Genomic DNA, 15446 nt, shown 5'->3' with positions numbered 1-15446 from the left:
GCGAAAGTCTTTTTGCAACGTTGCCATAGCCCGCCGCCGGTGGCGATTGTCGGTTGCAGGCGACGCTCGCGGGGCACCGGATGCCCGCGAGCGGCCCGGTCGCGCGGTGACCGACGGCGGTCGGTCAGCGGGAGGCGATGAAGCGGTCCAGCTTGCCCAGCGTCTGCAATCCGAGCTCGACGGCGCCGAAGCCCTTGGCCTCCTGGAACTCGGCGGGGGTGCTGAAGACCATGCCGAGCGTCACCTGCGTTCCACCGTTCATGTCCTCGAAGGCGGCCCAGGCGTCGGCATGCTTGGGGCCGTTCTCGCCCCAGAGCAGCGTGTAGCCGAAGCGCTCCTCGGGGCGGACGTCGTGATAGAGGTGGTGGTTGGGATAGACCGTGCCGTCCGGCCCGATCATGTCGAACACCCACTCGCCGCCCGAGCGGAGGTCGATCCGCTTGGTCCGGCAGGAGAAGCCGTCCGGCCCCCACCACTGCGGCAGCGCCTCCACGTTCATCCAGGCGCCCCAGACGACGCTGCGCGGCGCCATGATCTTGCGCTGAAGCACCATGGTGCGCTGGGCGACGCCGGTCAGATTGTCGAGACCGGCGCCGAAGCCCTGCCGGTAGCCCGCCTCCATGTCCTCGGCCAGCGAGGAGAGCTGCACGGTGACCCGCAGACGGCTGCTTTCGCTGGTGCCGGAGATGTTGGCCGTCACCAGCGCCGCCGACTGCGTCACGCCCTCGGACGAGATCACCTCGTAGTTGACGCTCCGCTCCGCCGGTTTCAGCTCCAGCCAGCCCGCCTCGCAGCGAATGTCCGGCTGGTCCGCCACCTTGCAGAGCGATATCTCGCGGCCGCCCACCCGTGTATCGGCCTCCAGGAACTCCACCGTCACGGTTGGCGTCGGGGCGGCCCAGACGGCCCGCGCCGCCGGGGCCGTCCAGGCCTGCCAGAGGGTGGATGGTGGGGCCGCCACCTCCCGCTCGAAGGTCAGCGTGGCAAAGCGGTCCGCGCCGTTGGGATCGATGCTCTTCGTCATTCTCCGCGCTCCTTCATCACGGTCATCACATAGGCGTTGAGCCGGTCGAGGCGGCCTTCCCAGATGGCACGCTGCTCGTCCATCCAGGTTCGCGCCGGCTCCATGGCCTCGGGCACGATGGCGCAGGTGCGGATGCGCCCGTCCTTGGACGTGGTGATCAGCCCGGCTTCCTCCAGCACGGCGAGGTGGCGCATCACCGTCGGCAGTCGGAGGCCGGTGGGCTCGGCGAGATCGGTGACGCGCGCCGGCGTTTCGGCGAGGCGGGTCAGGATCGACCGGCGGGTGGCGTCGGCCAGCGCATGGAAGAGCAGCGAGAGATCGGGATCATGCTTAGTCATGTTGCTAAGTATTGCCGAGTGTCGATGCTCGGGCAAGGGGAAACTTAGTCGATATGCTAAGTTTTTATCGCCGACGAGAAAGGGGCGGATGCCGGCGACGTCGCCGGGCATCCGCCCCATGATCGGCAAGGCTTGACGGAAGAGGGCCGCGTCAGGAGACGCGGCCGCTCCGGAAGGCTTCGATGGTCTTGATGGCGCCGCGCAGCTCGGCGAGGCCTTTCAGGCGACCGACGAAGGAATAGCCGGGGTTGGATTTCTGGCCGATGTCGTCGCCCATCAGGTGGCCATGGTCGGGCCGGAAGGGGATTTCGGCATCCGCCCGGCCGATGGACCGGCGGCGCTCCTCCTCGGTCAGGATGGCGGCGGCCACGCCGATCAGGTCGGTATCGCCGCCGAGATGGTCGGCCTCGTAGAACGAGCCGTCCGCTTCGTGAGCGACGTTGCGGAGGTGGACGAAGTGGATGCGTGGGCCGAACTCCCTGGCCATGGCCACGAGATCGTTCTTCGTGTTCGAGCCGAAGGAGCCGGTGCAAAGCGTCAGGCCGCAAGCTTCCTGAGGCACCGCCGCGAACATCTTGCGGACGTCGTCGGCCGTCGACATGACGCGCGGCAGGCCGAAGATCGGGAAGGAGGGGTCGTCGGCGTGGATGCAGAGGCGCGCGCCTTCCTCCTCGGCCACCGGCGTGATCTCATTGAGGAACTCGACGAGGTTGGCGCGCAGGTCGTCGGGGCTGATCTCCGAATAGAGCTGCAGCATGTCGCGGAAGCTGTCGCGGGTGTAGGCGAAGTCGCGGGCCGGCAGCCAGTCGATCAGGTTGCGCTCGAGCTCGGCAAGGTCTTCGGCGCTCTTGGCGGCAAGGCGCGCCTTGGCGGCGGCGATCTCGGCCTCGGTGTAGTCGGCATCCGCCCCCTTGCGCTTCAGGACGAACAGGTCGTAGGCGGCGAAATCAACCTTGTCGTAGCGCAGCGCGTATCCGCCGTTGGGCAGGCGGAACATCAGGTTGGTACGGCTCCAGTCGGTGATGACCATGAAGTTGTAGCAGATGGTCTTGACGCCGGAGCGGGCGACGTTGCGGATCGACTGCTTGTAGTTGTCGATCTTTTCCCGAAAGTTGCCGGTGCGGGTCTTGATCTCCTCGCCGACGCCGATGCTCTCGACCACCGACCAGGTGAGGCCGGCGGATTCGATCTCCGCCTTGCGCTTCTCGACCTCGTCCACCGTCCAGACCTGGCCCTGATTCATGTGGTGGAGGGCGGTGACGATGCCGGTGGCGCCGGCCTGCCGGGCCTTCTGAAGGCTGACGGGGTCATCGGGGCCAAACCAGCGCCAGGTCTCTTGCATGGTGGGATACTCCAGGGAATCGGTGAGCCGAAATCATCGGAACAGGAAGGCGGTGAGCGTGACGGCAAGGCCGCGGTCGAAGAGGCTCCTGAGGTGCTGGATCGTCGCCTTGCGGAACGGCGCGTCGCCGGAAATGGCGGGCGGGAAGATCTCGCCGATGGCGAACAGCGCATCGGCCAGCGCCTCCGGGTTGTTCTTGTGCTCCCTGGCGATGGCCGTCAGGCGGGCGGCCATCGGGTCGGCCACGAGCCAGGCGCGGCCTTGGTCGTCGCCCTGACGCAGGAAGGCCATCCAGGCGGCCACCGTCAGCGGCACCACCCTCGGCGCGTTCTTCACGGCGATGCGCTCGGCGGCGGGCGCAAGCAGGCGCGGGCCGAGCTTCTGCGAACCGTCGGAGGAGATTTGCAGGGTGAGATGGCGAATGCCCGGATTGCGGAAGCGCTCTTCGAGGTCGCGGGTGTAGGCGGCGACGTCGGTGCCCGGTACCGGCGGTATGGTGGGAATGATGTCGTCGTCCCAGAGCTGGCGGATCACCTTGGGCAGCAGCGGATCGGCCATGGCGTCGGCCACCGTCTCGATGCCGGCGAGCACCGAGAGATAGGCGAGCGTCGAATGGGCGCCGTTGAGGCAGCGGAGCTTCATCGTCTCGAAGGGGTGGACGTCATCGGTCAGGATGGCGCCGGCCGCCTCCCAGGCCGGTCGGCCGGTCGGAAAGCGATCCTCGATCACCCATTGGCGGAACGGTTCGGCCACCACCGGCCAGGCGTCTTCGAGGCCGAGGCCGGCATTGACGGTGGCCCGGTCGGCATCCTTGGTGGCCGGCGTGATGCGGTCGACCATGGACGAGGGGAAGGCGACGCCGTCGGCGACGTAGTGGCCGAGGTCGGCATCGCGAAGCTGGGCGAAGCGCGTGACCACGGCCCGCGTGATCCTGCCATTCTGTGGCAGGTTGTCGCAGGAAAGAACGGCGAAGGGCGGCACGCCGGCATCCCGTCGCAGGCGCAGCGCCTCGACGATCAGGCCCGGCAGGCTGCGGGGATGCATGGGGTCGGCAAGGTCGGCCGTCACCATCGGGTGCGCCTCGTTGAGGCGGCCGGTGGCGGGATCGTGGCAGTAGCCCTTTTCGGTGACGGTGATGGTGACGACGCGGATCTCGGGCCTCGCCATCGCCTCGAGCACGGCGTCGAGCTCGGTGGCGGCGTTCAGCACGTCGAGGAAGGAGCCGACCACCCGGAGCCTGTCGTCGCCGTTCTCGCGGCAGAGCAGGGTGTAGAGCCCGTCCTGCGGCTTGAGGGCGTCGACGACGTCGGGCGAGCGGACGTTGACGCCGATGATGCCCCAGTCATGGCTGCCGGCGGCCAGCACGTCGTCGGTGTAGACGCCGAGATGGGACCGGCTGAAGGCGCCGAGCCCCAGGTGGACGATGCCGGGCGTCACCTTGGCGCGGTCGTAGTCGGGGCGGGCGACGGCGGCGGGCAGCCTGGAGAGGCGTGCGGGGCCGAGGCGCTTGGCGGGTGTCGGGTCGGACATGTCGCTCATCTCCCCGGCTAGAGCCGATAGGCCTTTTTGGCGAGGCGATAGGCGAGGTCGTGCGCCACCTCATGGGCATCGTCGAGGCCGAGCCGATGCTCGGCGACGAGACGGGCGAGGAAGCCGCAGTCGACGCGGCGGGCGACATCGTGGCGGGCCGGGATCGACAGGAAGGCGCGGGTGTCGTCGTTGAAGCCGACGGTGTTGTAGAAGCCGGCCGTCTCCGTCATCTGCTCGCGGTAGCGGCGCATGCCCTCGGGGCTGTCGTGGAACCACCAGGCCGGGCCGAGCTTCAGCGCGGGGTAGTGGCCGGCGAGCGGCGCCAGTTCGCGCGAATAGACCGTCTCGTCGAGCGTGAACAGGATGATGGTGAGGTCGGCCCGGTTGCCGAAGCGGGCGAGCAGCGGCCTCAGCTCCTCGACATAGCCGGTGGGGCCGGGGATGTCTGCGCCCTTGTCCTTGCCGAAGGTGCGGAAGACCTCGGGGTTGTGGTCGCGACGGGCGCCGGGGTGGATCTGCATGACGAGGCCGTCGACGGTGGACATCTGGGCCATCTCGGTCAGCATCTGCGCCCGGAACAGCTCGGCGTCCTCGGCCGACGCGCCGCCGGTGCGAACGCGGGCATAGAGGGCGGCGGCATCCTCGGCCCTGAGGTCGGCGGTGCGGGCGGTCGGGTGGCCGTGGTCGGTCGAGGTGGCGCCGCCCACTTCGATGAAGTAGCGACGGCGGTCGGCGAGGGCGGCGAGATAGCCCTGGTAGGTCGCGGTGTCGTGGCCGGTGAGTCGACCGAGCACCTCGAGGTTGTCGGCAAAGCCGGGGAAGGCGGGGTCGACGACGGCGTCGGGCCGGAAGGCGGTGACGACGCGCCCTTTCCAGCCGCTTTCGCGGATCTTGCGATGGTGGCGCAGGTCGTCGAGCGGGCTCTCTGTGGTGGCGATCACCTCGATGTTGAAGCGCTCGAAGAGGGCGCGCGGCCGGAACTCCGGCTTTTTCAGCGCGGCGTCGATGGTGTCGTAGAGCCGGTCGGCGTTGTCCTTCGACGGCACTTCTGTGATGCCGAACACGGTCTCGAAGGCGTGGGTCAGCCAGATGAAGGAGGGCGTGCCGCGATAGAGGTGGAAGTTCTCGGCGAGGACGCGCCAGATCTTGCGCTTGTCGGTCTCAACCGGGCCGCCGTCGAGGCGGGGCACGCCCACTTGCTCGGGTCGGATACCCTGCGAATAGAGCATGCGGTGGACGTAGTGATCGGGGATGACGAACAGGCTGGCCGGATCGGCGAAGGGTTGGTCGTCGGCGAACCAGGTGGGGTCGGTGTGGCCGTGCGGGCTGATGATCGGCAGCTTGGCGATGCCGGCGTAGAGATCGCGGGCGATGGCGCGCGTCGTCGCATCGGCCGGAAACAGTCGGTCGGGGTGAAGGGTGAAATGGCCTGATGCCCTGAACATGTGTCGTCTCCCGTTCCGCCGCCGCCCGATTCAGGCGAGGCAGGCGCTTTCCTCTCCGGCAACAAATACGGTTTTGCCCGCGCCGCCCATTAACAAATGGACCGGTCGCGCGCTCCCTGCGCCGGACAGCGCTTCGGGATAGTCTCCCTCGCAGCCATTGTCCCTCCCTCGCCAGCCTTTTCCTCACCGTGTCGTCAGGGGCCGGCTGTCTGCCGGGGCGATCGTTCGAACGACGCACCAGCAGTTTTTGATTGCCGATGCCATTCTAGACGTCTACCATACTACTCGTCAACGAGCCGCGTGGAGGAGTGACGCGCTCGTCTTCTTGGGAGGAAGACATGGGATTTCTGTCTCGGGCCGCACTGACGGCTGCCTGCGGGGTGGCGCTGGCCATCTCGTCGCTCGGCGTTGCTTCGGCCGCCGACTATACGCTCAACATCAACACGGCGCTCACCACGACCGATCCGCTCTACAAGGGCCTTGAGGACCTCAAGAAAAACGTCGAGGCCCGTTCGGAAGGCAAGCTCGCCGTCCGCCTGTTCCCCGGTTCGCAGCTCGGCAAGGACGAGGACGTGCTGGAACAGGCGCGCGCCGGCGCCGGCAACGCGGTGGTGGTCGACGGTGGCCGTCTTGCGGTGTTCGTCAAGGACTTCGGCGTTCTCTCCGGCCCCTATCTCGCCTCCGGCTACGACGGCATCCGCAAGGTGGTGACCTCGCCGCTGCTCGACGGCATGGCCAAGGAGCTGCACGACAGCGCCCAGTTGCAGGTGTTGTCGTTCAACTGGTGGCAGGGGGAACGGCATCTGCTCACCAACAAGCCGATCAAGGTGCCGGCTGATCTTCAGGGCATCCGCATGCGCACGCCCGGCGCGCCCGTCTGGACCGAGACCGTCAAGGCGATGGGCGCCACCCCGGCGCCGATGGCCTGGGCCGACGTCTACTCGGCTCTGCAGACGCAGGTGATCGACGCCGTCGAGGCGCAGGATCCCGCCGCCTACGGCTCGCGCCTCTACGAGGTGACCAAGTATCTGACCAAGACCGGCCACTTCAATCTGATCACCGGTCTCGTCACGTCGGCCGCCTGGTTCGATGCGCTGCCGGCCGATCTGCAGACCATCCTCAAGGAAGAGTCGCTGAAGGCCGGCGACGTGGCCTCGCACGGCACCGAGGCGGCGCTGGTCGACCTGGAGGCCAAGATGGCCGCCGCCGGCATGACCATCAACGAGATCGACGTGACGCCGTTCAAGGAAGCGACGGCGGGCGTCTACGAGAAGCTCGGCTACACCGACCTGAAGAAGAAGGTCGACGCCATTCTCGCCGAGTAATGCCAGGATCGCCGCGTGTCCCGACGGAGCGCGGCGATCCCTTGTCTTGTTGCCGCATCGGACTTCCCAAAGCTCGTTTCAGGTCCGATGCCTGACCTTTCCGGAGCCTGCGTCATGTCCTCTCAGATCATGCGCGTGGAGTCCGTCGTGGCGCGAGTTCTGCTCGCCGTCATGGTCGGACTCGTCTTCATGGCCGGCGTCATGCGCTGGTTCGGATATCCGCTCGTATGGTCGATGGACGTGGCGCAGCTGCTCTTCGTCTGGGCGTCCTTCATCGGCGCCGACATGGCGATGCGAAAGCGCGGCCTGATCGCCGTCGACCTGTTCGTGCGCTGGATGCCGCCCCGCTACCGGGTCTATCTCGACATCGTCACGGGGGTGGTGATTCTCGTCTTCCTGCTGTCGCTCAGCTACCTCGGCTACAAGCTGGTGATGCTGAACCTGGAGCGGCAGTTCGGCGACAGCGGCATCAGCTATGCCTATGTCACCGCCGCCGTTCCCATCGGCTGCCTGCTGCTCGCCATCACGCTTGCCGGCCAGCTTGTCGAGGCGATTCGGACCGCCACCGGTCGACCCATTCTCGTGTTCACGCCCACCCGAACCAAGGAAGAGGCGCTGGCCGCCGCCGGGGAGAGCGAACTATGACCGGCGAAATGCTGCTTCTGGTCGGCCTGTTCTTCGGGCTTCTGATCGTCGGCGCGCCCGTGGCCTTCGCCATCGGCATCTCCGGCTTCTCCTTCTTCGCCATCTCCCAGGTGATGCCGGCGTCGATCGGCGTCCAGCAGGTGGCCTCCGCCTCGCAGAGCTTTCCGCTCTTGGCCGTGCCCTTCTTCGTGCTGGCCGGCCACATGATGAACAAGACCGGCATCACCTCGCGGCTGATCCGATGTTCGGAGGTGCTGGTGTCCTGGATGTCGGGCGGCATGGCGCAGGTGTGCATCGTGCTGTCGACGCTGATGGGCGGCGTCTCCGGCTCGGCCGTCGCCGATGCCGCCATGGAGGCGCGCATCCTCGGGCCGGATCTGGTGCGCAACGGTTACTCCAAGGGCTTCACCGCCGCCACCATCGCCGTTGGCTCGCTGATCACCGCCACCATCCCGCCGAGCCTCGGGCTGATCCTCTACGGCTTCGTCGGCAACGTCTCCATCGGCCGGCTGTTCCTCGCCGGTATCATTCCCGGCCTGATGATGATGACCGGCCTGATGCTGACGGTGTGGTTCGTCTCGCGCCGCCGGGGCTATAGGTCGGCGACCGTCAATCGCCCGAGCTGGAAGGCCGTCGGCAGCGCGGTTTGGCATGCCAAGTGGGCGCTCTTGTTCCCGGTGGCGCTACTCGTCTCCATCCGCAGCGGCGTGTTCACCCCGTCCGAGGTCGGCGCCTTCGCCGTGGTCTACGCGGTGGTGGTCGGCGTGCTCCTCCACCGCGAGCTCACCTGGCAGGGCGCCATGGAGGCGCTGCTGCACGGGGTGATCGACAACGGCCTCATCGTGCTGATCATCATGTTCTCGGGCATGGTGGGCTACGCGATCATCTTCGACCAGGCGCCGCAGGCCATCGCCCAGGGCATGCTGAGCCTGACGCAGAACCCGACGGTGATCCTGCTGCTGATCGTCATGTTCCTGCTGATCGCCGGCTGCTTCATCGAAGCGACGGTGCTGGTGCTGCTGCTCACGCCGATCTTCCTGCCGATCGTGCTGCAGCTCGGCGTCGACCCGGTGCATTTCGGCATCGTCATGATGACCATGGTCACCTTCGGCGGCATGACGCCGCCGGTCGGCGTCGCCATGTTCACCGTCTGCGGCCTGCTCGATTGCTCGATCGACGAGTATCTCGTCGAGGCGCTGCCGCACATCGCGACGATCCTGTTCCTCGTCGCGCTGTTGATCCTGTTCCCGCAGATCTCGTTGTTTCTTCCTAACTTATTGATGTAATTCGTCTAAATTAGCAGCGCGCAAGCCGGTTGGCGTCACCGCCAGCCGGCTTTGCGTATGATCAGGCGAAGAACAGCCAGGTCATCAGCAGGAACAGCGGCGCCAGGATGCCGAAGGACCAGGCGAGATAGCCGAAGAAGGAGGGCATGCGGACGCCCGCGCCCTCGGCGATCGACTTGACCATGAAGTTGGGCGCGTTGCCGATGTAGCTGTTGGCGCCCATGAACACGGCGCCGGCCGAGATCGCCACCAGCGTCGTCGACATCTCGCCCATCAGGTGCTGCGGGTCGCCGCCGGCCAGGTTGAAGAAGACGAGATAGGTCGGCGCGTTGTCGAGGAAGGACGACAGCAGGCCCGTCGCCCAGAAATACATGGCGTTGACCGGTGAGCCGTCGGCGGCGGTGACGAGGTTGACCAGCGGCGCAAAGGCGCCGTCGCGGGCGGCGCGCAGCATGGCCAGCACCGGAATGATCGTCACGAAGATACCGGCGAACAGCTTGGCGACCTCCAGGATCGGCCCCCACTCGAAGCCGTTGCGGACGCGCAGCGCCTTCGGCGTCAGCCAGAGCGAGGCGACGGCGGCGGCGATCAGGATCAGGTCGCGGGAGAGGTTCTGCAGCTCGACCTCGACGCCGAACACGTGGAAGCCGACGCCCGGCTTCCACGAGCCCGACAGGAGCACCGCCCCGACCACCACCGCGAGAAGCGCGATGTTGAGCCGGCCTTGGACGCCGACGCGGCCGGTGTCGGGCGTCGGGTCGAACTTGCCGCGGAAGTCGTCGTCGTTGTGGTAGAGGCGGTAGTCGATGGCGAAGAACAGCCCGAGCAGGATGACGGCGGCGAAGATGGTCTCCTTCAGCATGTGCAGCGTCGTCCAGAAGAAGCCGACGCCCCTGAGGTAGCCGAGGAACAGCGGCGGATCGCCCAGCGGGGTGAGCGAGCCGCCGATGTTGGACACCAGGAAAATGAAGAAGATGACGACGTGGACGTTGTGCCGGCGGCCGTCGTTGGCGCGCAAGAGCGGCCGGATCATCACCATGGAAGCGCCGGTGGTGCCGACCACCGAGGCGAGCAGCGTGCCGATGGCGAGCAGCGACAGGTTGGTCTTCGGCGAGCCGTGCAGGTTGCCGGTGACCAAGATGCCGCCGGCGATGGTGAACAGCGCCCCGAGCAGGATGACGAAGGGCAAATAGTCGAGCAGCACCGTCTCGGCCAGCGGCTCGATGACGGCTTCGCCGTGGAGAAGCGTGAAGGGGGCGATGAAGGCCAGCGCCCAGGCGGCGGCGATCTTGCCGAAATGGTGGTGCCAGACATGCGGCGCGAGCAGCGGGAACAGGGCGATCGACAGCAGGATGCCGATGAAGGGCACCGCCCAGATCACGCCGAGCGCTGCGCCGTCAAGGCCGTGGCCGCCGGTGGAGGCGAAAGCGGGGGAGGCGAGGGCGAGAGAGGCAAGGGCGAGGGAGATCGGCGCCAGAGCCGGGCGGAAGGCATTACCAAAACGACGCAACATCACGATCCAACTTCTCACGGCAGCGAAAAACATCCGGAAGTCCGCCGGAGAGTCGCCAACACATTTTCATCTGTTTTATGCGGCGTGGAACAAACCACGTCCCGGCGTCACAGGCAACGCCGAGCTGATCGGCAATCACACGAAAGCGGAGAGGGCGCCAAAGGCGCATGGCCATGACGAAGGATTTGGATCCTCTAGGAACCAGTTCCCCACATTTGGGTCCATTCATACCAGAACGAAGCCACGGTTATCAGAGCGCCGAATAGGAGAACCATGGTTCGCCAGACGAAGAACAGTATTTTCAACGGCAGGTTCGACGGCTCGATGAAATAGCCAGGCAGATTCCAAAACAGTTCAGGCAAGTCAGGGACTTTCATGGGACACCCATGCCGAATGATCTCTCATGGCATGTAGGGAGCCATCCCACTGGGGAACAGGCCTAATCGTCTGGGCATGAACCAAGCATCGGGAGGCTATCTAGGCTGGGCTACGGTGATCTCTCCTGCACGGCCGGTTTGTGTGCATCAAAATTTTTAATGTTGCACACTTGCGCTTGTGTGCAACAAAATTATAATTGATGCACACAGGGGCGCCAATGGCCATCATCTCTCATTCCCGAACCGCCCAAGTCGCTTACCAGGACTTGCTCAGGCTTCATCTCGACGAGTTCGCTTCGGAGTTGATCGGTAGCATCGAAGAGCGATCGCGCAACGGGCGGGTCTATCTTTACGACAAGTTCCGGATCGGCACAGAGATCAAGAGCCGCTATCTCGGGGAGGGGACGCCCGAGCTGCGTGCGCGCCTGAGCCGTGCCGTCGAGCTGAAGAGTGAGCGTGAGGAGCGCCGCAAGACAATGGCGCGGCTGGCCCGCGTGTTGCGCGCCGAAGGGTTCATGGCCACCGACCGTGACACCGGTTCCCTGCTTCTGGCTTTTGCCCGTGCCGGGGTCTTCCGGCTGGGCGGTACGCTCGTGGGCACCGCCGCCTATGCCCTCCTGCAAGGTGACCTGGGGGTTCGCTTCGATTCCGAAGAGCTGGCACAGACCGGCGATATCGACTTTGCAAGTTTCGAGCGGCTATCGGTGGCGCTGGGCGATCAGGTCGAAGAGAACCCGGGCGACATCTTGCAGGCGTTGAAGTTCGATCCGGTGCCGGGGGTGGTGGATCGGCAGGTGTGGAAATGGCGACAAAGTCGCGGCGCGGCGATGGTCGAGTTTCTGACGCCGGCCTTTGGTGACGAGAGGGTCAAGCCGCTGCCGGCTCTGGGCGTGAGCGCCCAGGCGCTCAACTATCTGAACTTTCTGATCGCCAAGCCCATCCCCGCGGTCGCGCTCTATCGATCGGGTGTGCTGGTGCAGATCCCGCGGCCCGAGCGCTTTGCGATCCACAAACTGATCGTCGCCGACCGACGCCAGGGCAGCCCCGATCAAGCCAAGTCCCGCAAGGACCGTGGTCAGGCGGCGTTCCTGATCGACGTGCTGGCTGAAGACAGGCCCGACGACCTGCGCGAAGCCTATGAAGATGCGCTTTCGCGTGGGGCCCGTTGGCGGGAACGGCTGGAGGCAAGCCTTGCTCGCATGCCGAGGGCGGCCGAGATCCTTCGCGCGCTGGGGTGACGCGGACTGTCGAAAACGTCCCGCAAATCCCTCGGGGGTGGCGATGGGCTGCCGCTCAGTCTTCCCCGTCCACTGGCTCGAGCGTCTTTGGGTCGAGCTTGACGCGGCGCTTCTCGCCCGTCTCGGTCCGGACCTTCACCTTGTAGCAGCCGTCGTCGGAGCGGACCGACAGGACGGTCCAGCCCCTCTCCTGAAGCGCGGCCTCGACGGCGGCGCGCGGCTGCCAGTCGCCGAGCGGCACGTCGCAGCGCGCGGGATGGTCGTCGTCGGCCCGCGCTATGCCGCCGGCAAGGGCGATGAGCAGGCTGCCCGCAAGTGTCGCGGCGAGACCAAGGCGGTGGAGCATCGACCAGTTTCCTCGTTCAATGGCAGGATTTACTTTTTCCGTCCTAGAGCGAGTCTGGCGAACTTTGGTTCGCCAACGTGCTCTATCTCTTTATTCTTGCGCAACTCCGGACGCAAAACCGGTTCCCACTTTTGCTGGAGTTGCTCTAGACTATCCCATGTTCATCTGACGGCAACCTGAACGGCGCGACGGCGCCCCATTCGTTTGGCGCCCGTGCGACAGGAAAGGTGGCGATGCGGATTTTGCTCGTTGAGGATGACGCCGTGCTTGGCATGGCGGTGCGCGACCAGATCATCGCCGACGGACACTCGGTCGACTGGGCGCAGCGCATCGCCGAGGCGGGGGACGCGGTGCTGGCTGCCGCCTACGAGCTGATCCTGCTCGACCTGATGCTGCCGGATGGGCGCGGCCTCGATTTCCTGAAGGCGCGCCGGGTGGCCGGCGACGTGACGCCGGTGATCATCCTGACGGCGCGCGACCAGATTTCCGACCGCATTGCCGGGCTCAACGCCGGCGCCGACGATTACCTCGTCAAGCCGTTCGACCTGTTCGAGCTGTCCGCCCGCATTCGCGCCGTCGGCCGGCGCTACGGCGGCAACCCCAACCCGCTGGTCCGGATCGGCGATCTCGACGTCGACCTTGCCGCCCGCACGCTGCGTCGCGCCGGCAAGCCGGTGCGGCTTACCGCCCGCGAATGGGCGCTGTTCGAGGCCTTCGTGCAGCGGCCGAACATGCTGCTCTCCAAGGCGCAGATCGAGGAGCATCTCTACTCCTTCTCGGACGAGATCGAGAGCAACACCATCGAGGTCTATGTCGGCCGGCTGCGCAAGAAGCTGGGGCCCGACGTCATCGAAACGGTGCGCGGCCTCGGCTATCGGCTGGGCGTGCCGGCGGGGGCGAACTGATGGGCAAGCGCATTCTGCCGAAGAGCCTAAGGGCGCGGCTTGCCATCGTCCTGTCCGTCAGCCTGACGCTTCTGTGGATCGGCGCGTCCTTCTTTGCCGGCCACGTGTTCCGCCACGAGACCGACGAGGTGTTCGACAGCACCTTGCGCGAGGTGGCCGAACGGGTCCTTCCGCTCGCCTACGAGCAGATGCTGGCCGACGAGGATGGCGGCGACGGCGGGCTGCGGCTGCCGCCGGTCGGCGGGCACGAGTTCATCTCCTATGTGGTGCGCGACGGCGAGGGCCGCGAGCTGCTGCGCTCGAGTGCCGCCGACGGCATGCACATTCCCTCGGGACTCGCGCCCGGCTTCCACACCACGGAGACGCTGCGCACCTACACCGAGACGGCGGTGCAGGGCACCATCGTGGTCACTACCGCCGAGTATCTCGATCACCGCCGTCACGTGTTCCGGGGCGCCCTGTGGGCGTTCATCTGGCCGATTGCCGCTCTGCCGCTGCTCACCGCGCTGGTGGTGTGGCTGGCCATTCTCCTGTCCTTCCGGCCGGTCATCGCCTTTCGCGACGCCATCGAGCAGCGCGGGCGCGGCAATCTGACGCCGGTGGACGGGGGCGGGCTGCCGAGCGAGCTGTCGCCGGTGGCTGCCTCGGTCAACGCGCTGCTCGCCCGTCTGCGCAATGCGCTGGAAGCCGAGCGCAGCTTCACCGCCAACAGTGCCCATGAGCTGCGGACGCCGATCGCCGCCGCCCTGGCCCAGACGCAACGCCTTATCGCCGAGATGCCGGATGCGAACCGTGAGCGCGCCCGCTCCATCGAAAGCGCGCTGCGCCGGCTGACGCGCCTTTCGGAAAAGCTGCTGCAACTCGCCAAGGCGGAGGGCGGCGGCCTTCTGGCCGAGCGGCCGTCCGACCTCTCGGCCGTGCTGGCGCTGGTGGTGGACGAGATCGCCCGGTCGAGCGAGGCGGACGACCGCATCGACCTGACGGTTCCCGACGACGGCGTGTCGTCCGACGTCGATCCCGACGCTTTCGCCGTGCTCGCCCGCAACCTGATCGAGAACGCCCTCAAGCATGGCGCGCCGAGCGACGCGGTGGAGGTGCTTCTGGATGCCGACAGCCTTACCGTCCGCAATCACGGGCCGGTGGTTGCGGCGAGCGAGGTGGACCGGCTGATGCGGCCCTTCGAGCGCGGCGCCAGCCGGTCGGACGGATCCGGCCTCGGCTTGGCGATCGTCGCCGCCGTCTGCCGGGGCGCGGGGCTGGAGTTCGGCATCGCCTCGCCGGTGGCGGGTTGGGCTGATGGGGTGTCGGCGCGCGTCACCGGGCTGGCGGGGAGCAACTGAAAGCCATTGCAACAACGCAGATGAAAACGTGTGTTTCGGAGGGGCGTCCGGGCCTGCGAGGCGTGGGCGTTTGAGCGTTCTCTGATATGTCTTGACGGAACTGGCGGCATCGAAATCATGGCCGCTTCCTGGATGGTGATCGAGGAGTCTGGGTGTTGGATCTGACCAGCCTGAGCCGAGTTGTCTCGCACGCGCTTCGCCATGAACCCTGGCTATACGAGCTGGAGCTGGACGAGGCCGGCTGGGTCCCCGTCGAGGCGCTGATTGCCGCTTTACGGACAGAATCCGACGCGTGGTCATCCGTGGAGCGCGCCGACCTCGCCGAGATGATCGACCGGTCGGAAAAGAAGCGTCACGAGTTGGACGGTGATCGCATCCGGGCGCTGTATGGCCATTCCACTCCGCACAGACTTCTCAAGGAGTCAGCGCCGCCACCCGCCGTGCTTTATCATGGCACTTCGCCTGAGGCGGCCGCTCTCATTCGAGAGCACGGCCTGATGCCCATGGGTCGGCAGTATGTCCATCTGTCGGTCGACACGAGGATGGCGGATCAGGTTGGCCGGCGGAAGACCAGGGCGCCGGTGATCTTGCGGATCAAAGCCGGCGAGGCTCATGCTGGCGGCGTGGTATTTTATCGCGGCAATGACATGGTATGGCTGGCCGACACAATCGCGCCGACGTTCATAGAGTAGGCGCTGTCCCAAGGTCGATCCCACCGCCTTCGCCGCGCTTGCCCGCAATCTGATCGAGAAAGCGCATCACCGGTCTTGCCGGGGCGAAGGCCACTTAACG

The 15446-nt window shown here is 66.4% G+C and carries 14 protein-coding genes; 7 read left to right on the top strand and 7 right to left on the bottom strand.

Going from position 1 to position 15446, the window contains the following annotated elements:
* Positions 1-124: 124 nt before the first annotated feature.
* From M4J40_RS05855 to uxaC, 5 genes are all read right to left on the bottom strand, one after another.
* Positions 125-1024 (bottom strand): SRPBCC family protein, encoded by a 900-nt coding sequence (locus tag M4J40_RS05855; RefSeq protein WP_251752837.1) that lies wholly within the window; start codon positions 1022-1024, stop codon positions 125-127.
* Positions 1021-1362 carry a helix-turn-helix transcriptional regulator gene (locus M4J40_RS05850; RefSeq protein ID WP_251752835.1) on the bottom strand — a complete coding sequence of 114 codons (342 nt, stop codon included), beginning with the start codon at positions 1360-1362 and terminating at the stop codon, positions 1021-1023. The genes M4J40_RS05855 and M4J40_RS05850 overlap by 4 nt, the downstream gene beginning before the upstream one ends.
* A 151-nt stretch (positions 1363-1513) precedes the next feature.
* Positions 1514-2704 carry a mannonate dehydratase gene (gene uxuA / locus M4J40_RS05845; RefSeq protein ID WP_251752833.1) on the bottom strand — a complete coding sequence of 397 codons (1191 nt, stop codon included), beginning with the start codon at positions 2702-2704 and terminating at the stop codon, positions 1514-1516.
* Positions 2705-2737: 33 nt separating this feature from the next.
* Positions 2738-4234 carry a mannitol dehydrogenase family protein gene (locus M4J40_RS05840; RefSeq protein ID WP_251752831.1) on the bottom strand — a complete coding sequence of 499 codons (1497 nt, stop codon included), beginning with the start codon at positions 4232-4234 and terminating at the stop codon, positions 2738-2740.
* Positions 4235-4251: 17 nt separating this feature from the next.
* On the bottom strand, positions 4252-5679 hold the full coding sequence (gene uxaC / locus M4J40_RS05835) for a glucuronate isomerase (protein ID WP_251752829.1): 1428 nt from the start codon (positions 5677-5679) through the stop codon (positions 4252-4254).
* Positions 5680-6017: 338 nt separating this feature from the next.
* Here uxaC and M4J40_RS05830 point away from each other — a divergent pair, with 338 nt between their 5' ends.
* From M4J40_RS05830 to M4J40_RS05820, 3 genes are all read left to right on the top strand, one after another.
* Positions 6018-7004: a C4-dicarboxylate TRAP transporter substrate-binding protein gene (locus M4J40_RS05830; protein WP_251752827.1), complete on the top strand. Its 987-nt coding sequence runs from the start codon at positions 6018-6020 to the stop codon at positions 7002-7004.
* A gap of 114 nt (positions 7005-7118) precedes the next feature.
* Positions 7119-7649, top strand: a complete 531-nt coding sequence (locus M4J40_RS05825; protein WP_251752825.1) for a TRAP transporter small permease — start codon at positions 7119-7121, stop codon at positions 7647-7649.
* A complete protein-coding gene (locus tag M4J40_RS05820) occupies positions 7646-8935 on the top strand; it encodes a TRAP transporter large permease (protein WP_251752823.1) in 1290 nt (429 codons plus the stop codon). Before M4J40_RS05825 ends, M4J40_RS05820 begins: the two co-directional genes overlap by 4 nt.
* Positions 8936-8996: 61 nt before the next feature.
* Here M4J40_RS05820 and M4J40_RS05815 read toward each other — a convergent pair whose 3' ends face one another.
* Complete coding sequence (locus tag M4J40_RS05815) at positions 8997-10448, bottom strand: sodium:proton antiporter (protein ID WP_251752821.1); 1452 nt, start codon at positions 10446-10448, stop codon at positions 8997-8999.
* Between the two features lie 595 nt (positions 10449-11043).
* Here M4J40_RS05815 and M4J40_RS05810 point away from each other — a divergent pair.
* Positions 11044-12063 carry a GSU2403 family nucleotidyltransferase fold protein gene (locus M4J40_RS05810; protein WP_251752819.1) on the top strand — a complete coding sequence of 340 codons (1020 nt, stop codon included), beginning with the start codon at positions 11044-11046 and terminating at the stop codon, positions 12061-12063.
* Positions 12064-12118: 55 nt separating this feature from the next.
* Here the strand turns inward: M4J40_RS05810 and M4J40_RS05805 are convergent, their stop codons facing one another.
* Positions 12119-12409 (bottom strand): PepSY domain-containing protein, encoded by a 291-nt coding sequence (locus M4J40_RS05805; protein WP_251752818.1) that lies wholly within the window; start codon positions 12407-12409, stop codon positions 12119-12121.
* A 233-nt stretch (positions 12410-12642) separates the two neighbouring features.
* On the opposite strand from M4J40_RS05805, the gene M4J40_RS05800 reads away from it, so the two are divergent.
* From M4J40_RS05800 to M4J40_RS05790, 3 genes are all read left to right on the top strand, one after another.
* A complete protein-coding gene (locus M4J40_RS05800; RefSeq protein WP_251752816.1) occupies positions 12643-13314 on the top strand; it encodes a response regulator transcription factor in 672 nt (223 codons plus the stop codon).
* Positions 13314-14654: an ATP-binding protein gene (locus tag M4J40_RS05795; RefSeq protein ID WP_251752815.1), complete on the top strand. Its 1341-nt coding sequence runs from the start codon at positions 13314-13316 to the stop codon at positions 14652-14654. Before M4J40_RS05800 ends, M4J40_RS05795 begins: the two co-directional genes overlap by 1 nt.
* Before the next feature lie 155 nt (positions 14655-14809).
* Positions 14810-15346 carry an RNA 2'-phosphotransferase gene (locus tag M4J40_RS05790; protein WP_251752814.1) on the top strand — a complete coding sequence of 179 codons (537 nt, stop codon included), beginning with the start codon at positions 14810-14812 and terminating at the stop codon, positions 15344-15346.
* Positions 15347-15446: the final 100 nt, after the last annotated feature.

Origin of the sequence: Pleomorphomonas sp. JP5, from assembly GCF_023721815.1 — a bacterium.
GTDB lineage: Bacteria > Pseudomonadota > Alphaproteobacteria > Rhizobiales > Pleomorphomonadaceae > Pleomorphomonas.
Note: the sequence above shows the minus strand (reverse complement) of the source record. Positions and strands in the feature narration are given on the sequence as shown.

Coding starts and splice junctions, on each gene's coding strand:
- M4J40_RS05855 (WP_251752837.1), bottom strand. CDS start 1,024: ATGACGAAGAGCATCGATCCCAACGGCGCGGACCGCTTTGCCACGCTG.
- M4J40_RS05850 (WP_251752835.1), bottom strand. CDS start 1,362: ATGACTAAGCATGATCCCGATCTCTCGCTGCTCTTCCATGCGCTGGCC.
- uxuA (WP_251752833.1), bottom strand. CDS start 2,704: ATGCAAGAGACCTGGCGCTGGTTTGGCCCCGATGACCCCGTCAGCCTT.
- M4J40_RS05840 (WP_251752831.1), bottom strand. CDS start 4,234: ATGTCCGACCCGACACCCGCCAAGCGCCTCGGCCCCGCACGCCTCTCC.
- uxaC (WP_251752829.1), bottom strand. CDS start 5,679: ATGTTCAGGGCATCAGGCCATTTCACCCTTCACCCCGACCGACTGTTT.
- M4J40_RS05830 (WP_251752827.1), top strand. CDS start 6,018: ATGGGATTTCTGTCTCGGGCCGCACTGACGGCTGCCTGCGGGGTGGCG.
- M4J40_RS05825 (WP_251752825.1), top strand. CDS start 7,119: ATGTCCTCTCAGATCATGCGCGTGGAGTCCGTCGTGGCGCGAGTTCTG.
- M4J40_RS05820 (WP_251752823.1), top strand. CDS start 7,646: ATGACCGGCGAAATGCTGCTTCTGGTCGGCCTGTTCTTCGGGCTTCTG.
- M4J40_RS05815 (WP_251752821.1), bottom strand. CDS start 10,448: ATGTTGCGTCGTTTTGGTAATGCCTTCCGCCCGGCTCTGGCGCCGATC.
- M4J40_RS05810 (WP_251752819.1), top strand. CDS start 11,044: ATGGCCATCATCTCTCATTCCCGAACCGCCCAAGTCGCTTACCAGGAC.
- M4J40_RS05805 (WP_251752818.1), bottom strand. CDS start 12,409: ATGCTCCACCGCCTTGGTCTCGCCGCGACACTTGCGGGCAGCCTGCTC.
- M4J40_RS05800 (WP_251752816.1), top strand. CDS start 12,643: ATGCGGATTTTGCTCGTTGAGGATGACGCCGTGCTTGGCATGGCGGTG.
- M4J40_RS05795 (WP_251752815.1), top strand. CDS start 13,314: ATGGGCAAGCGCATTCTGCCGAAGAGCCTAAGGGCGCGGCTTGCCATC.